Below are 16,439 nucleotides of genomic sequence, written 5' to 3' on the forward strand. Positions count from 1 at the left end.
GGCGGCGCGGGGGGCGGCGCTGCGGCCGGTGGAGCGGGTGGCACGGCGGGCACAGGTCGCCGCGTACAACGCGTACGTGGAAGAGAAGGAGCGGGAGCGGGGGTTGTGAGGCCTCGCCCTCACGACCGACGGACGGAGTCCGGCGCAGCGCCCCGAAGCCCGTGAGGCGCCCCGGCGCCGAACGGTGCGAGGGACGCGTCGAAGAAGGGGCTGGCGGCGCGGGGGGCGGCGCTGCGGCCGGTGGAGCGGGTGGCACGGCGGGCACAGGTCGCCGCGTACAACGCGTACGTGGAAGAGAAGGAGCGGGGGTTGTGAGGCTGCCGCGTACGGCGAACCCCCGCTCCGGGACGTGGTGCGCGGGGGCGCGTCAGTTGGTGAGGCCGTGCCGGACGGCCCAGAGGGCCGCCTGGGTGCGGTCCGCGAGGTCGAGCTTCATCAGGATGTTCGAGACGTGTGTCTTGACCGTCTTCTCGGAGAGGACCAGCGCGCGGGCGATCTCCCGGTTGGACCGGCCGTCGGCGATCAGGCCGAGGACCTCGCGCTCCCGCTCCGTGAGCGTCGTGCCCCGCCCCGTGCCCCCGCCGGCGGAGTCGTCCTGGGCGAGGAGCGCGTCGGCTACCTCGGGCTGGAGGAGGACGTGGCCCGCGTGGACGGAGCGGATCGCGCCGGCCAGGGCGTCGGGGTCGATGTCCTTGTAGACGTATCCGCAGGCGCCGGCGCGGAGCGCGGGGACGACCGTGCGCTGCTCGGTGAAGCTGGTGACGATCAGGACCCTGGCGGGGTTGGCGAGCTCCCTGAGCCGCTTGAGCGCCTCGATGCCGTCCGTGCCCGGCATCTTCACGTCCATGAGGACCACGTCGGGGCGGAGCTCCTCGGCCCTGGCGACTCCCTCGGCGCCGTCGGAGGCCTCCCCCACGACCTCTATGTCGTCCTGCACCTCCAGGAAGGTGCGCAATCCTCGGCGGACGACCTGGTGGTCGTCGACCAGCAGGACACGGATGGGCTTGTCAGCCACCGGGGACCTCCATCTCGATCGTGGTGCCCCGGTCCGGGGCGGACGTCACCGTGAGTCTGCCGCCGACGCCGCTCGCGCGGTCCCGCATGGAGACCAGGCCGAGGTGGCGGCCGGCGCTGCGGACCGTACGCGGGTCGAATCCCTTGCCGTCGTCGGTGACGGTGAGCCGGGCGCCCTGGCCGCTGCGGGTGAGGGAGACCGCGACGAGGCCGGCGTCCGCGTGGCGCAGGGCGTTGTGCAGGGCCTCCTGGGCGACCCGGAGGACGGCCTCCTCCTGGGCGGCCGGCAGGGCGCGGGTCCCTGGGCTGTCGAAGGTGACCCGGGCGGAGTGGGCGCGGTCGAGGACCTGGATCTGGGTGCGCAGGGTGTGGACGAGGCCGTCCTCGTCGAGGGCGGCGGGGCGCAGCTCGACGACGGCGGCGCGCAGTTCGTCGGCGGCCTCGGCGGCGAGCGCGGCGACCTGCTGGAGCTCGCCCTTGGCACGGGCCGGGTCGCGGTCGACGAGGGCGGCGGCGGCCTGGGCGGTCAGCCGGAGCGAGAACAGCTTCTGGCTGACGGCGTCGTGCAGCTCGTGGGCGAGGCGGGAGCGCTCCTCGGCGATGGTGAGCTCCCGGCTGCGCTCGTACAGCCGGGCGTTGGTGAGGGCGATGGCCGCGTGCTGGGCGAGGATCGAGAGGAGTTCCTCGTCGTCGGCGGTGAAGCCGCAGCCGCCGCCCTCCTTCGGGCAGCGTTTGTTGGCGAGGAAGAGGGCGCCGAGGATCTCGTCGCCGTCCCTGACGGGCAGGCCGAGGAAGTCGGACATCTCGGGGTGGGCGTCGGGCCAGCCCTCGAAGCGGGGGTCCGCGCGGACGTCGGCCAGCCGCTCGGGCTCGGCCTTGTGGAGCATCGAGGCGAGGATGCCGTGCTGGCGGGGCAGGGGGCCGATCGCCTTCCACTGCTCGTCGCTGACGCCGTCGACGACGAACTGGGCGAAGCCGCCGTGGTCGTCGGGGACGCCCAGGGCCGCGTACTCGGCGTCGAGCAGCTCGCGGGCGGAGGCCACGATCGTCTTGAGGACGTCGCGGACCTCCAGGTGGCGGCTCATCGCCAGGAGGGCGGTGCTCACGGCGGCCAGGCCGGAGCTGGGTCGATGGCTCATGTGTTCACGGTACCGGCGGGGTGTGACGGTCCGTATCCGCCTGGGGACGAGGGCGGGACGGGTCCTGGGACCTAGGTCGAAGGGCCCTCGGCGCTCGCCGGGGACGAGGCGGGGCGGGGCCGGAGGGTGGGGTCGTCCGGAGGACGGCACGGGAGTGACGGCCGGGGGGTGGGGCTGCGGGCGCCGGACGGGTCGGGGAGTACGCGCCCGCGTGCGGGCGTGCGGCTGCCCGGAGAGCACGGCGGCTGCTCGCCCAGCCGCTCGTGCCGGGAGCGGGCTGCGGTGGGCGTGGGCGCAGGGGGCGACGTGCCGGGGCTGCTCGGTCCGTACGGGCGGCCCATCCGGTACGGGTACACGGAGCGGCATCAGCCGCTGTCGGCGTACCGGACGGTCTTCGCGTGCCGTCCCCGGACGGGGGCGGGCTCGGAGACGCCGAGCGCGGGGCGGCCCGGCCGGAGCTGGTCGCGCGGGGCATACGGATCGTCCGCTCCCTCTGGCACGGGTTCGGCGGCGTCCATGTCCTCCTTCCGGGGAAGGGGCTCACCGTGTGCATTGCTGACGCAACGCCGGGTGAGTTTGTTACGTGCCCGATGTGAGGCCGCGCATAGGACGCACATCACTTACGAAGCCCCCTAGTGGACGCCCTGACGCCGGATAAGGGCGGGCGAAACGGGCCACAGGGGGCAATGTGTGGCCCGTGCACGGGCCCCTGATCCACTACCCGGGATCGTACGTCACACCTTTGCCACGGCATTTTGCCGGCGCTAAGAATTGCCCACGTCGCCGCCGCAGAAGGCGGAGCGCCGCCCCGGCCGTGCGACGACCCCCAGCGATTCGAAGAGGTAGTCCTGCATGTCTGCGAACACCCCTGGCCACAGTCGTGGTCTGAAGAAGACCCACAAGGCCACGATCGCCGGCGTCGCCGCTCTGGGCGCCGCAGCCCTCACCCTCTCCCTCGTGCCGGGCAACGGCAGCACCGAGACGGAGCCCCAGGCTCTCGCCGGTACCCAGCAGGTCGCGTGGTCGTACAACGCGAACAGCCCCCAGGCGAAGGCCCTCGCCGCCAGCATCGACGAGCAGCAGTCCGCCATCGGCCTGAAGGCCAAGCAGGAGGCCGAGGCGAAGGCCAAGGCCGCCGCCAAGGCCCAGGCCGAGGCGAAGGCGAAGGCGGCCGCGAAGGCCAAGGCCGACGCCCTGGCGAAGGCCGTCGCCAAGGCCAAGGCGGAGGCGAAGGCCAAGGCTGAGGCCAAGGCCAAGGCCGACGCGAAGAAGCGCGCCGCCGAGAAGGCCGCCGCGAGCCGTTCCGTCGCCCGCACCCCGGTCTTCGCGAACAACCTCGACGGCTGGATCCGCGAGGCGCTCTACATCATGGACAAGCACAACATCCCGGGCACCTACAACGGCCTGCACCGGAACATCATGCGCGAGTCCAGCGGCAACCCGTACGCCATCAACAACTGGGACATCAACGCCATCAACGGCGTCCCGTCCAAGGGCCTGCTCCAGGTGATCTACCCGACCTTCAAGGCGTACCACATCCCCGGCACCAAGTTCGACCAGTACGACCCGGTCGCCAACATCGTCGCCGCCGCCAACTACGCGGCCGACCGCTACGGCTCGATCGACAACGTCAACAGCGCCTACTGATCACCGGCGCCCCTGGTACGACCGAGGGCGGCACCCGTCACGGGTGCCGCCCTCGGTCGTACCGCCCCGGTCGCTACTTGCGCATGACCTCGGGCTCGTGGCGGCGCAGCAGCCGCGCCACGAGGACGCAGCAGACGGTCGCCATGATCAGCTGGATGCCGAGGTCCAGGCTCCACTGGCCGACCGTGTGCTCCCACAGCGGGTCGGTGTTCGTGGGGTCCTTGTGGTCCCACGGCGGCATCAGGTGCGCCAGGTCCAGAGTGGTGCCGGCGCCGGCGATGCCCCAGCGGGAGGGCATGAGCCAGGCGAACTGCTCCAGGCCGGGCGAGCCGTACACCTGGAAGAGGATGCCGGTGAACACGACCTGGATGATCGCGAACATGACGAGCAGCGGCATGGTCTTCTCGGCGGTCTTCACCAGCGCGGAGATGACCAGGCCGACCATCATCGAGGTCAGGCCGAGGGCGATGACCTGGACGCACAGTTCGACGGCCGGCGGCATGAACAGGCCCTCTTCGGGCAGTGCGCGCGTCGAGAAGCCGATGCCGCAGATGATCACGCCCTGGAAGGCGGTGATCAGGCCGAGGACGATGACCTTGGACATCAGGTACGCGGAGCGGGACAGGCCGACGGCGCGTTCCCGCTCGTAGATGACCCGTTCCTTGATCAGCTCTCGGACGGAGTTGGCAGCGCCGGAGAAGCACATGCCGACGGCGAGGATCAGCATGATCGTGCCGGCGTCGCCGTTGAAGCGGGACGGCGGGGTGGGCTTGCCGAGGCCGAAGTCGGCGGGGATGACGACGGACACCGCGCCGAGGACGGCCGGCAGGATCACCATCAGGGCCATGAAGCCCTTGTCGGACGCGATGACGGAGACGTAGCGGCGGATCAGGGTCCACAGCTGGGAGCCCCAGCCCTGCGGCTTCGGCGGCCTGGCCATCGCCTGCTGCGGCATGTGGACGGGCTGCGCGGCGACGGCGTCGATGTCCGCGGCGTACATCTGGTAGTGCTGCGAGCCCTTCCAGCGGCCCGCCCAGTCGTAGTCGCGGTAGTTCTCGAAGGCGGAGAAGACGTCGGCCCAGGTGGAGTAGCCGAAGAAGTTCAGCGCCTCCTCCGGCGGGCCGAAGTACGCCACGGAACCGCCGGGCGCCATCACGAGCAGCTTGTCGCAGAGGCCCAGCTCGGCCACCGAGTGGGTGACGACGAGGACCGTGCGGCCGTCGTCCGCGAGGCCGCGGAGCAGCTGCATGACGTCGCGGTCCATGCCCGGGTCGAGGCCGGAGGTCGGCTCGTCCAGGAAGATCAGCGAGGGCTTGGTGAGGAGCTCCAGGGCGACGGAGACGCGCTTGCGCTGGCCACCGGAGAGGGAGGTGACCTTCTTCTCCTTGTGGATGTCGAGCTTGAGCTCGCGCAGCACCTCGTCGATGCGGGCCTCGCGCTCGGCCTCGGCGGTGTCGCCGGGGAAGCGGAGCTTGGCCGCGTAGCGCAGCGCCTTCTGGACGGTCAGCTCCTTGTGCAGGATGTCGTCCTGCGGGACCAGGCCGATGCGCTGGCGCAGCTCGGCGAACTGCTTGTAGAGGCTGCGGTTGTCGTAGAGGACGTCGCCCTCGTTGGCCGGGCGGTAGCCGGTCAGCGCCTTGAGCAGGGTGGACTTGCCGGAGCCGGACGGGCCGATGACGCCGATCAGCGACTTCTCCGGGACGCCGAAGGTGACGTCCTTGAGGATCTGCTTGCCGCCGTCGACCGTGACCGTGAGGTGGCGGGCCGAGAAGGAGACCGAGCCGGTGTCGACGAACTCTTCCAGCTGGCCGCCGACGATGCGGAAGGTCGAGTGGCCGACGCCGACGATGTCCTGGGGGCCGAGGAGGGCCGTGCCGCCCTTGGCGATGGGCTGACCGTTGACGTACGTGCCGTTGTGCGAGCCGAGGTCGCGGATCTCGAAGCGCCCGTCGGGCGTCGCGTGGAACTCGGCGTGGTTCCGCGAGACCTGGAGGTCGGAGACGACCAGTTCGTTCTCGAGGGCACGGCCGATGCGCATGACGTGGCCGAGGGACAGCTGGTGGAACGTGGTGGGGCTGCGGTCGGCGTAGGCCGACGACGCGCCCCCGGTGGCCCCGGGGTGCCCCTGCCCGGGTCCCTGCTGGTGCGGGACCTGCTGCTGGGCGGGCGGCTGCTGCCAGCCGTGCTGCGGCGGGGGCGCCTGGTGCGTGGCCCAGTCGGCCTGGGCGGCCCCGCCGGCGCCCTGGTGGGCGGGCGCCTGCTGCGCGTGGGCCGGGGCCTGCTGCTGGGGCGCGTGCTGCTGAGGTGCGGCGGCCGCGCCGGTGGCGGCGAGATTCAGCCGCGGGCCGTCGGTGGCGTTGCCCAGGTGGACGGCCGAACCGGGGCCGATCTCCACCTGGTGGACCCGCTGGCCCTGTACGAAGGTGCCGTTGGTGGAGCCGTGGTCCTCGATGACCCAGCTCCGGCCACCCCAGCTGATGGTGGCGTGGCGCCACGAGACCCTGGCGTCGTCGATCACCAGGTCACCCTGAGGGTCCCTGCCCAGGGTGTACGACCGGGACGGATCGAGCGTCCAGGTCCTGCCGTTCAATTCCAGTACGAGTTCTGGCACTCCATGCCCCACTACTTGTCCCCCGATGCACCCCCGTCGTCGGGAGTCCAGGGATGGCGAATCATCCTGGGGAACTATTTCAGGCCCGGTCCCGTATCGGAAAGTCGGGCCACGTGAAGACCTTCGGTGCATGCCGGGGACCACGCGGGTGTCCGCAGGGCGGGACGGGGGGTCGGGTGACGCACGGTGCCCGATACGGTGGAACCACCATGAGCGCATCGCAGACCTCAGACGTTCCCACCCTTCTCGTCAAGATCTTCGGGAAGGACCGTCCCGGGATCACCGCCGGACTCTTCGACACCCTCGCCGCCTACTCCGTCGACGTCGTGGACATCGAGCAGGTCGTCTCCCGCGGCCGCCTCGTCCTGTGCGCGCTCGTGACCGAGCCGACCGTCGCCCCGCAGGGCGAACTGCGGGCCACCATCCACAGCTGGGCCGAGTCGCTGAAACTCCAGGCCGAGATCATCTCCGGCACGGGCGACAACCGTCCCCGTGGTGAGGGACGCTCGCACGTCACCGTGCTCGGCAACCCGCTGACCGCCGAGCAGACGGCGGCCATAGCGGCCAGGATCGCGGAGAGCGGCGGCAACATCGACCGTGTCTTCCGCCTCGCGAAGTACCCGGTGACCGCCGTCGAGTTCGCCGTCTCGGGCTGCGAGACCGAGCCGCTGCGGACCGCGCTGGCGACCGAGGCGCACAGCGTCGGGGTCGACGTGGCCGTCGTCTCCGCCGGTCTGCACCGGCGGGCCCAGCGGCTCGTGGTCATGGACGTGGACTCGACCCTGATCCAGGACGAGGTGATCGAGCTCTTCGCCGCGCACGCGGGCTGCGAGGACAAGGTCGCCGAGGTGACGGCCGCGGCGATGCGCGGCGAGCTGGACTTCGAGCAGTCGCTGCACGCGCGCGTGGAGCTGCTGGCGGGTCTCGACGCCTCGGTGGTCGACAAGGTGCGCGCCGAGGTGCGGCTGACGCCCGGCGCCCGCACGCTGATCCGTACGCTCAAGCGGCTCGGCTACCAGGTGGGGGTCGTCTCCGGCGGGTTCACCCAGGTCACGGATGATCTCAAGGAGCGTCTCGGCCTGGACTTCGCCTCCGCCAACACGCTGGAGATCGTGGACGGGAAGCTCACCGGCCGGGTGACCGGCGAGATCGTCGACCGGGCGGGCAAGGCGCGGCTGCTGCGCCGGTTCGCCGCGGAGGCGGGGGTGCCGTTGGCGCAGACCGTGGCGATCGGCGACGGGGCGAACGACCTGGACATGCTGAACGCGGCCGGGCTCGGGGTGGCGTTCAACGCGAAGCCGGTGGTGCGCCGGGCGGCGGACACGGCGGTGAACGTGCCGTTCCTCGACACGGTGCTGTATCTGCTCGGGATCACCCGCGAGGAGGTCGAGGCCGCCGACGGCGGCGAGGAGGACCTGCTGCACTGAGCGGTGGGGGTACGGGGAGGGGCCCGGGCGTCGGACGACACCCGGGCCCTCCCGCGTACGGGATGAGGCGGCGTACGGGGTGAGGCGCAGGCGTACGCAAGCAGGCGTACGGGGTCAGTCGTGCGGGGTCAGTCGTGCGGGGTCAGTCGTGCGGGGTCAGTCGTGCGGGGTCCAGAAGTCGACGAGCCGTGCGACACCGTGCTCCACGGACTTCCATGGGCCGTCGAAGGTGAGGACGGCGAAGGCGGAGGTCGGGAAGCCGCTGCGGTGCATCCGGGGCAGGGCATCGCCCTCGGACTCCCCCGCGAGGGCGTCGGCGAGGGCGTGCATACCGGGGTTGTGGCCCACGAGGAGGAGTCTCTCCACGGTGTCCGGGGTCTCGTTGACCAGGGCGATGAGCTCGCCGAGGGAGGCCTCGTACATCCGCTCCTCGTACACCGTCTTCGGGCGGTGCGGGAGCTCGTGGACGGCCAGCTTCCAGGTCTCGCGGGTGCGGACGGCGGTCGAGCAGAGGGCCAGGTCGAAGGCGATGCCGCTGTCGGCGAGCCGCCGGCCGGCCACGGGGGCGTCCTTGCGGCCTCGGTCGGTGAGGGGCCTCTCGTGGTCCGGCCCGTCGTTCCATTCTGCCTTCGCGTGCCGGAGGAGCACGATGCTGCGGGGTGTATCGACGCTCATGGTGCCCAGCTTCCCACGAAACGGCCCGCCCCGGCTCAGAGAGAGACCGTTTCCCAGAGGTGCCCGAGGACTCGGCCGACCGCCGGGTCGACGGTGGCCGCGTGGGCTTCCGGCGACCCCGTCATGAGCATCAGGAGGGCGAGGAACGCGGCCGCCGGGAGGGCGAGGGCCCACCAGGGCAGCCGGGTGTCGACGCCGGTGGTCGTGGTCCGGATACCGGGGTGCGTGGGGGCCGACATGACCGCCTCCGTGGGTGAGTTCCGCGCTTTCGCCGTTGTCATCAACGTACGGATCGCGCGTCCTCCGGCCCATCCGGTGATCCACCCACTTCACCCTGAGCCACACCCCCTAGGGGATGCGGGGGCTACCCCCACCTCACGGGGAGGCGAAGGAGGCGATGACGGCGATGACGACCGTGATGCCGAGCATCGCGCCGAGCACGAGGAGCAGCTTCTTCTGGCCGTTCTGGGGGTTGGGTTCGAGGACTGGCATGGCCACAGTCTCGCATCTCAGCATTCGTCCTCGACCGTCCGGTCCCGGCCCGCCAGGGTTCCGACGATCATCTGCGGCACCATCAGCCCTCCCATGAGCGCGATGGGCAGGGTCCAGCCGCCGCTGTGCTGGTAGAGGACGCCGACGAGGAGGGGTCCCGGGATCGAGATGAGGTAGCCGACGCTCTGCGAGAAGGCGGAGAGCCGGACGACTCCGGCGCCGGTGCGCGAACGCATGCCGATCATGGTGAGGGCGAGCGGGAAGGAGCAGTTGGAGATGCCGAGGAGGACCGCCCATACCCAGGCTCCGGCGGCGGGGGCGAGGAAGAGTCCGGTGTAGCCGGTGAGTCCGCACAGGCCGAGCGCGACGGCGATCGGGCCCTGGTTCTTCATCCGGGTCGCGAGGCGGGGGATGACGAAGGCGAGCGGGACGCCCATGACCATGGTGACGGCGAGGAGCACGCCCGCGGTGGTGGCGGGGACGCCGGCGTCGCGGAAGATCTGCGGCATCCAGCCCATGGTGATGTAGGCGCCGGTGGCCTGGAGGCCGAAGAAGACGCCGAGCGCCCAGGCGGTGCGGCTGCGGGTGATGCGGGGAGCCGGGGTACCGGGGGTCGCTTCGGGTGCCGTGGTGGCCGCCGGGAGCGCCGTGTCGCCGTGCCGCTCGCGCAGGAGCGGGAGCCAGGGCAGGACGGCCAGGGCGGCGAGGGCCGCCCAGACGCCGAGGCCGAGGCGCCAGTCGCCGCCGAGGGCGTCGGTCATGGGCACGGTGGCGGCCGCGGCGACGGAGGTGCCGAGGGCGAGGGCCATGGAGTAGAGGCCGGTCATGCTGCCGACGCGGTCGGGGAAGTACCGCTTGACGATGACGGGCATCAGGACGTTGCTGAGGGCGATGCCCATGAGGGCGAGGGCGCTGGCCGCGAGGAAGGCGGCGGTGCCGGTCGCGAAGGGCCTCAGGACGAGGCCGGTGAAGATCGCGGCCATGCCCGCGCAGACGACGGCGGCGGGGCCGAAGCGGCGGGCGAGGCGGGGGGCGGTGATGCCGAAGACCGCGAAGCAGAGCGGGGGGACGGAGGTGAGGACCCCGGCGACGCTGCCGCTCATGTGGAGGCCTTCGGTGACCTCTTCGAGGAGGGCGCCGAGGCTGGTGATGGCCGGGCGCAGGTTGAGGGCGGCCAGGACGAGTCCGACGGCGACGAGTCCGAGGAGCCGGTGGCGTGCCGGGCCCGGTACGGGAGAATCGCCGGCGGCGGTCGCGGTGTCCCCCGCGAGGGTTCCCGGTCGGGCGGTGGTCTCCGTCGGCGGGGCGGCGGGCTCGAGGGTCTTCGGCTCGTCAGGCATGAGGCCATCATAGAATCATGGGATGATTGGTTGTCCAATCTCGAACGAATGGGAAGGCGCTCCATGGCCCTCGGTCACCCCCGGCGCAGCGGTCTCTCCGATCAGGTGATCGCCGAGCTGCGGAACCAGATCACCTCCGGCGAGTGGCCGGTGGGTTCCCGCATCCCGACCGAGCCCGAACTGGTCGAGCAGCTGGGCGTCGCCCGCAACACGGTGCGCGAGGCGGTCCGCGCGCTCGCGCACAACGGTCTGCTCGACATCCGGCAGGGCTCGGGGACGTACGTCGCCGCCACCAGCGAGCTGGCGGGCGTCATGCACCGGCGCTTCGCCGGCTCCGACCCCCGGCACGTGGCCGAGCTGCGCTCCACGCTGGAGTCCGCCGCGGCCCGGTTCGCCGCCGGACGGCGCTCGGAGCGGGACCTGAAGCAGCTGGACGCCCTGCTGGTACGGCGCGAGGAGGCGTGGGATTCCGGGGACGCGGAGCGGTTCGTGACGGCCGACGCGGCCTTCCACCACGCCGTCGTCGCCGCCTCGGGGAACGAGGTGCTGACGGAGCTCTACGCGGACCTGGGCGATCTCCTGCGCGAGTGGCTGCGCGACGACGTGGGGCAGGATCTGCGGCCGGAGAACCACATGGACCACGCGCGCCTGGTGGACGCGATCCGCGAGGGCGACGCCGAGCGGGCCGGCGCGGAGGCGGCCGGCTACCCCTTCATGTGCCTCAGGAGTCCCGTACCGGAAGCGGACCGGGAGCGGGAGGCGGATCCGCGGGCTGGTGCGTGACCCAGGCCGCCCGGACCTCCTTCCAGCAGCGGCCGGTGACCTGGGCGTAGTCGGCGGGGCCGACCTCCACGGGGGCGCTGTCGCTGTCGACGTCCCACCAGCGCTCGCACTCGACGTGGAGACGGATCCGGTCGGTGCGGGGGTACGGGTTGCTGCAGTGGGCGGTGACGCGGGAGCCCTCGACGACGGTGCGGCAGGAGGCTCCGAAGTTCTCCGGCTCCTCGGCCGCCGGGGCGGCGGCGGGGAGCTCCTCGGCCGGGGCGGGAGCGGCCCGCAGCTCGGTGGCCACGGCTGTCCCGGTGATCAGGACGGCCACGGAGGCGATCGCTCCGAAGCCCTGACGTATCGCGCGCATGTCCGTACCTCCTCCCCCTCAGCAGCAGACCCTGACGCTCTGCCCCAGTCTGCGGTCGTTCGGGCTACTTTTCGACCCGTGCAGGAGTTGCGGAACGGCGAGGGCCGTGTGTCCGCCACCGGGGCGGGCACACGGCCCTGTCGCTGCTTGTACGGAGCGGTTACGCGCCGATGGCGTGCAGACCGCCGTCCACGTGGATGATCTCGCCGGTGGTCTTCGGGAACCAGTCCGAGAGCAGCGCGACGATGCCGCGGCCGGCCGGCTCCGGGTCCGAGAGCTCCCACTCCAGCGGGGAACGGCTGTCCCACACGGAGGCCAGCTCGCCGAAGCCCGGGATGGACTTCGCGGCCATGGAGCCGAGCGGGCCCGCCGAGATCAGGTTGCAGCGGATGTTCTGCTTGCCGAGGTCGCGCGCCATGTAGCGGCTGGTGGCCTCCAGGGCGGCCTTGGCCGGGCCCATCCAGTCGTACTGCGGCCAGGCGAACTTCGCGTCGAAGGTGAGGCCGACGACCGAACCGCCCTCGGACATCAGCGGCAGCAGCGCCATGGTCAGCGACTTCAGGGAGAAGGCGGAGACGTGCATGGCGGTGGCCACGGACTCGAACGGCGTGTTCAGGAAGTTGCCGCCGAGCGCGTCCTGCGGCGCGAAGCCGATGGAGTGCACGATGCCGTCGAGCCGGTCGCCGAGGTGCTCGCGGACCTGGCCCTCCAGGCGGGCGAGGTGCTCGTCGTTCGAGACGTCGAGCTCCAGGACCTTGACGTTCTCGGGCTTGGGGAGCTTCTTGGCGATGCGCTCGGTCAGCGTCGGCCGGGGCCAGGCGGTGAGGATGATCTCCGCACCCTGCTCCTGGGCCAGCTTCGCGGCGTGGAAGGCGATGGAGGACTCCATCAGCACACCGGTGATGAGGATGCGCTTGCCCTCGAGAATTCCGCTCATGGTGATCAGTGACCCATGCCCAATCCGCCGTCAACCGGGATGACGGCTCCAGTGATGTACGAGGCGTCGTCGGAGGCGAGGAACTTCACCGCCGCGGCGATCTCCTCCGGCTGCGCGTAGCGGCCCAGCGGCACCTGGGACACGATGCCCGCGCGCTGCTCGTCGGTGAGCACCGCGGTCATGTCGGTGTCGACGAAGCCGGGGGCGACGACGTTGAAGGTGATGTTGCGCGAGCCCAGCTCACGCGCGAGGGAGCGGGCGAAGCCGACCAGGCCGGCCTTGGAGGCGGCGTAGTTGGCCTGGCCCGCGGAGCCCAGCAGACCGACGACCGAGGAGATCAGGACGACGCGGCCCTTCTTGGCGCGCAGCATCCCGCGGTTGGCCCGCTTGACGACCCGGAAGGTGCCGGTGAGGTTGGTGTCGAGGACGGACGTGAAGTCCTCCTCCGTCATGCGCATGAGGAGCTGGTCCTTCGTCACGCCGGCGTTGGCCACGAGGACCTCCACCGGGCCGTGCTTCTCCTCGATCTCCTTGTAGGCCGTCTCCACCTGCTCCGCGTCGGTGATGTCGCACTTGACGGGCAGGCAACCGAGCTCGACCAGGGCGGCCGGGGGCTCGCCGGAGCGGTACGTGATCGCGACCTTGTCGCCGGCCTCGGCGAACGCGCGGGCGATGGCGAGGCCGATGCCCCGGTTTCCTCCGGTGACGAGAACCGAGCGGCTCAACGGATCACCCTTTCGATAGCGGTCTGGTAGCCGAAAACCTATCGGTACCGCCCCCGACATGAGGAATCGACCTCCGACAGTGGCGTACGTGCGTCACTGTCGGGTCCCTACAGCTCGGGGGCGGTCCGGGGCGCCCCGCCGCGGCCCGTGGATCACGCCCCCGGGGCCGCTCCACCGGGGACCCCGCTCAAGGCCCCGTACGTGAAACGCTGTTGGGACGGGTTCCGCCAGGAGCGCACCGCAATGCGCCGACCCGGCCGCCCTTCCCGTGATTGACTTCCGGGGCAGATCAACCGAGAGAAAACGTCTTCCGATCGCCGAGAGCGAGGCCGCTCGTGGTCCATCAGATCGACCCTTCGTTCGTCGCGCTGCCGTTGCGGGCGCTCGCCGACGCGGCGCTCGCCCGAGCGCGCGCGCTCGGTGCCGAGCACGCGGACTTCCGTCTGGAGCGGGTGCGCAGCGCCTCGTGGCGGCTGCGCGACGCCAAACCGTCCGGGTCCTCGGACACCACGGACCTGGGCTACGCGGTGCGGGTGGTGCACGGCGGGGCCTGGGGCTTCGCGTCCGGTGTCGACCTCACCATGGACGCGGCGGCGCGGGTCGCCTCGCAGGCGGTGGCCATGGCCAAGCTGTCGGCGAAGGTGATCGCGGCGGCCGGCTCGGACGAGCGCGTGGAGCTCGCCGAGGAGCCGGTGCACTCCGAGCGCACCTGGGTGTCCTCGTACGAGATCGACCCCTTCTCCGTCCCCGCCGAGGAGAAGAGCGCGCTGCTCGCCGACTGGAGCGCGCGGCTGCTCGGGGCGGAGGGCGTGGCGCACGTGGACGCCTCGCTGCTCACCGTCCACGAGAACAAGTTCTACGCGGACACGGCCGGCACCGTGACCACCCAGCAGCGCGTCCGGCTGCACCCGCAGCTCACGGCGGTCGCCGTGGACGAGACGACCGGCGAGTTCGACTCGATGCGGACGATCGCGCCGCCGGTCGGACGGGGCTGGGAGTACCTGACGGGGACCGGCTGGGACTGGGACAAGGAGCTCGACGAGATCCCGGGGCTGCTCGCCGAGAAGATGCGGGCGCCGAGCGTGGAGGCGGGCCGGTACGACCTGGTCGTGGACCCGTCGAACCTGTGGCTGACGATCCACGAGTCCATCGGGCACGCCACCGAGCTGGACCGGGCACTCGGCTACGAGGCGGCGTACGCGGGCACCTCCTTCGCCACCTTCGACCAGCTGGGCAAGCTGGCGTACGGCTCCTCGATCATGAACGTGACGGGTGACCGGACCGCCGAGCACGGTCTCGCCACCGTCGGCTTCGACGACGAGGGCGTCGAGGCGCAGAGCTGGGACCTGGTGAAGGACGGCACGCTCGTCGGCTACCAGCTGGACCGGCGGATCGCGAAGCTCACCGGCCTGGGCCGGTCGAACGGCTGCGCCTTCGCCGACTCCCCCGCACACGTCCCGGTGCAGCGGATGGCGAACGTCTCGCTCCAGCCGGACCCGGGCGGCCTGTCGACGGAGGACCTGATCGGGGGCGTGGAGCGGGGCATCTACGTGGTCGGCGACCGGTCCTGGTCGATCGACATGCAGCGCTACAACTTCCAGTTCACCGGCCAGCGCTTCTTCCGCATCGAGAACGGCCGGCTCGCGGGGCAGCTGCGGGACGTGGCGTACCAGGCGACGACGACGGACTTCTGGGGCTCGATGGAGCAGGTCGGCGGCCCGCAGACGTACGTCCTCGGTGGCGCCTTCAACTGCGGCAAGGCCCAGCCGGGCCAGGTCGCCGCCGTCTCGCACGGCTGCCCGTCCGCCCTGTTCCGGGGCGTCAACATCTTGAACACGACGCAGGAGGCCGGTCGATGAGCCGCGTCAGCAAGCCGTACGAGATCGTCGAGCGGGCCCTCGAGCTGTCCCGCGCCGACGGGTGTGTCGTCATCGCCGACGAGGAGTCCTCGGCGAATCTGCGCTGGGCGGGGAACGCGCTCACCACGAACGGGGTGACCCGGGGCCGGACGCTCACCGTGATCGCGACCGTCGACGGCGCCCAGGGCACCGCCTCCGGTGTCGTCTCCCGGTCCGCCGTGACCGTCGACGACCTGGAGCCGCTGGTCCGGGCCGCGGAGGCCGCCGCACGGGCCGCCGGGCCCGCCGAGGACGCGCAGCCGCTCGTCGAGGGCGTACCCGCTTCTCCCGACTTCACGGACGCCCCGGCGGAGACCTCCTCCGCCGTCTTCACCGACTTCGCCCCGGCGCTCGGCGAGGCCTTCGCACGCGCGCGTGCCGGGGGCCGTGAGCTCTACGGCTTCGCCAGCCACGAGCTGACCTCCACCTACCTGGGCACGTCCACGGGGCTGCGGCTCCGCCACGACCAGCCCAAGGGGACCCTGGAGCTCAACGCCAAGTCCCCCGACCGCACGCGCTCCGCCTGGGCCGGGCGCTCGACCCGGGACTTCAAGGACGTCGACCCGGCCGCGCTCGACGCCGAACTGGCGACCCGCCTCGGCTGGGCGGAGCGGAGGATCGAGCTGCCCGCGGGCCGGTACGAGACGCTGCTGCCGCCGACCGCCGTGGCCGACCTGATGATCTACCAGCTGTGGTCCTCGGCGGCCCGGGACGCGGTGGAGGGCCGTACGGTCTTCTCCAAGCCCGGCGGCGGCACCCGGCTCGGCGAGACGCTCTCCCCCCTGCCGCTCACGCTGCGCAGCGACCCGAACGAGCCGGGCCTGGAGTCCGCGCCGTTCGTGATCGCGCACTCCTCGGGCGACGACTCGTCCGTCTTCGACAACGGTCTGCCGGTCGGGCCGGTCGACTGGGTGGAGGCGGGCAGCCTGGCGCACCTGGTCACCACGCGGCACACGGCGGGGCTTACTCGCTTGCCCGTGGCGCCGGGAGCGGGGAACCTGATCCTGGACGGCGGCGGCGAGCGCTCGCTGGAGGAGATGGTGGCCTCCACCGAGCGGGGTCTGCTGCTCACCTGCCTCTGGTACATCCGCGAGGTCGACCCGGCGACGCTGCTGCTGACCGGGCTGACCCGGGACGGCGTCTACCTCGTCGAGAACGGCGAGGTGGTCGGCGAGGTGAACAACTTCCGGTTCAACGAGTCGCCGGTGGACCTGCTGTCGCGGGCCACGGAGGCGGGCCGTACGGAGAAGACGCTGCCGCGCGAGTGGAGCGACTGGTTCACCAGGGCGGCGATGCCCGCCCTGCGGGTGCCGGACTTCAACATGAGCTCGGTCAGCAAGGGGGTCTGACCCGCCTAGACTGGGCCGACGTAGTACTGACACCTTTCTGAGGAGAC

Annotated in this window: 16 protein-coding genes; 5 read left to right on the top strand and 11 right to left on the bottom strand. The window is 71.7% G+C overall.

Going from position 1 to position 16,439, the window contains the following annotated elements:
* Positions 1-367 precede the first annotated feature (367 nt).
* The 3 genes from ACZ51I_RS00050 to ACZ51I_RS00060 form a co-directional block, all read right to left on the bottom strand.
* Positions 368-1,015, bottom strand: coding sequence for a response regulator (locus ACZ51I_RS00050; RefSeq protein ID WP_468870438.1), 648 nt, complete (start codon positions 1,013-1,015; stop codon positions 368-370).
* On the bottom strand, positions 1,008-2,153 hold the full coding sequence (locus ACZ51I_RS00055; RefSeq protein WP_468870440.1) for a GAF domain-containing sensor histidine kinase: 1,146 nt from the start codon (positions 2,151-2,153) through the stop codon (positions 1,008-1,010). The genes ACZ51I_RS00050 and ACZ51I_RS00055 overlap by 8 nt, the downstream gene beginning before the upstream one ends.
* 365 nt (positions 2,154-2,518) lie before the next feature.
* Positions 2,519-2,671, bottom strand: a complete 153-nt coding sequence (locus tag ACZ51I_RS00060; protein ID WP_468870441.1) for a hypothetical protein — start codon at positions 2,669-2,671, stop codon at positions 2,519-2,521.
* A 334-nt stretch (positions 2,672-3,005) separates the two neighbouring features.
* On the opposite strand from ACZ51I_RS00060, the gene ACZ51I_RS00065 reads away from it, so the two are divergent.
* Positions 3,006-3,800, top strand: a complete 795-nt coding sequence (locus tag ACZ51I_RS00065; protein ID WP_468870442.1) for a transglycosylase SLT domain-containing protein — start codon at positions 3,006-3,008, stop codon at positions 3,798-3,800.
* 73 nt (positions 3,801-3,873) lie between these two features.
* Here ACZ51I_RS00065 and ACZ51I_RS00070 read toward each other — a convergent pair whose 3' ends face one another.
* The gene (locus ACZ51I_RS00070; protein ID WP_468870443.1) at positions 3,874-6,423 is read right to left on the bottom strand and encodes an ABC transporter ATP-binding protein/permease; all 2,550 of its coding nucleotides are present in this window, start codon (positions 6,421-6,423) and stop codon (positions 3,874-3,876) included.
* A 197-nt stretch (positions 6,424-6,620) separates the two neighbouring features.
* Between ACZ51I_RS00070 and serB the strand changes: the two genes are divergently transcribed.
* Complete coding sequence (serB, locus tag ACZ51I_RS00075; protein ID WP_468870444.1) at positions 6,621-7,838, top strand: phosphoserine phosphatase SerB; 1,218 nt, start codon at positions 6,621-6,623, stop codon at positions 7,836-7,838.
* Positions 7,839-7,994: 156 nt separating this feature from the next.
* On the opposite strand, the gene ACZ51I_RS00080 is transcribed toward serB, so the two are convergent.
* From ACZ51I_RS00080 to ACZ51I_RS00095, 4 genes are all read right to left on the bottom strand, one after another.
* Positions 7,995-8,513, bottom strand: coding sequence for a SixA phosphatase family protein (locus ACZ51I_RS00080; RefSeq protein WP_468870446.1), 519 nt, complete (start codon positions 8,511-8,513; stop codon positions 7,995-7,997).
* A gap of 35 nt (positions 8,514-8,548) precedes the next feature.
* Positions 8,549-8,752 (bottom strand): hypothetical protein, encoded by a 204-nt coding sequence (locus tag ACZ51I_RS00085; protein WP_468870447.1) that lies wholly within the window; start codon positions 8,750-8,752, stop codon positions 8,549-8,551.
* Between the two features lie 136 nt (positions 8,753-8,888).
* Entirely contained in the window at positions 8,889-9,005 is a 117-nt protein-coding gene (locus ACZ51I_RS00090) for an SGM_5486 family transporter-associated protein (RefSeq protein WP_256341457.1), read from the bottom strand.
* A gap of 17 nt (positions 9,006-9,022) precedes the next feature.
* The gene (locus tag ACZ51I_RS00095) at positions 9,023-10,345 is read right to left on the bottom strand and encodes a CynX/NimT family MFS transporter (RefSeq protein WP_468870449.1); all 1,323 of its coding nucleotides are present in this window, start codon (positions 10,343-10,345) and stop codon (positions 9,023-9,025) included.
* A gap of 63 nt (positions 10,346-10,408) precedes the next feature.
* Between ACZ51I_RS00095 and ACZ51I_RS00100 the strand changes: the two genes are divergently transcribed.
* Complete coding sequence (locus ACZ51I_RS00100) at positions 10,409-11,128, top strand: FadR/GntR family transcriptional regulator (protein WP_468870450.1); 720 nt, start codon at positions 10,409-10,411, stop codon at positions 11,126-11,128.
* On the opposite strand, the gene ACZ51I_RS00105 is transcribed toward ACZ51I_RS00100, so the two are convergent.
* From ACZ51I_RS00105 to fabG, 3 genes are all read right to left on the bottom strand, one after another.
* Complete coding sequence (locus ACZ51I_RS00105; RefSeq protein WP_468870451.1) at positions 11,067-11,483, bottom strand: hypothetical protein; 417 nt, start codon at positions 11,481-11,483, stop codon at positions 11,067-11,069. The two genes, ACZ51I_RS00100 and ACZ51I_RS00105, sit on opposite strands and share 62 nt — an antisense overlap.
* A 160-nt stretch (positions 11,484-11,643) precedes the next feature.
* Entirely contained in the window at positions 11,644-12,420 is a 777-nt protein-coding gene (gene fabI, locus ACZ51I_RS00110) for an enoyl-ACP reductase FabI (RefSeq protein WP_030691677.1), read from the bottom strand.
* Positions 12,421-12,425: 5 nt separating this feature from the next.
* Positions 12,426-13,145 carry a 3-oxoacyl-[acyl-carrier-protein] reductase gene (fabG, locus tag ACZ51I_RS00115; protein ID WP_030691676.1) on the bottom strand — a complete coding sequence of 240 codons (720 nt, stop codon included), beginning with the start codon at positions 13,143-13,145 and terminating at the stop codon, positions 12,426-12,428.
* Positions 13,146-13,480: 335 nt separating this feature from the next.
* On the opposite strand from fabG, the gene ACZ51I_RS00120 reads away from it, so the two are divergent.
* Positions 13,481-15,004 carry a TldD/PmbA family protein gene (locus ACZ51I_RS00120; protein WP_468870452.1) on the top strand — a complete coding sequence of 508 codons (1,524 nt, stop codon included), beginning with the start codon at positions 13,481-13,483 and terminating at the stop codon, positions 15,002-15,004.
* Positions 15,001-16,392, top strand: coding sequence for a metallopeptidase TldD-related protein (locus tag ACZ51I_RS00125; RefSeq protein WP_468870453.1), 1,392 nt, complete (start codon positions 15,001-15,003; stop codon positions 16,390-16,392). Before ACZ51I_RS00120 ends, ACZ51I_RS00125 begins: the two co-directional genes overlap by 4 nt.
* Positions 16,393-16,439: the final 47 nt, after the last annotated feature.

This window comes from Streptomyces sp. NPDC034084 (assembly GCF_055575535.1).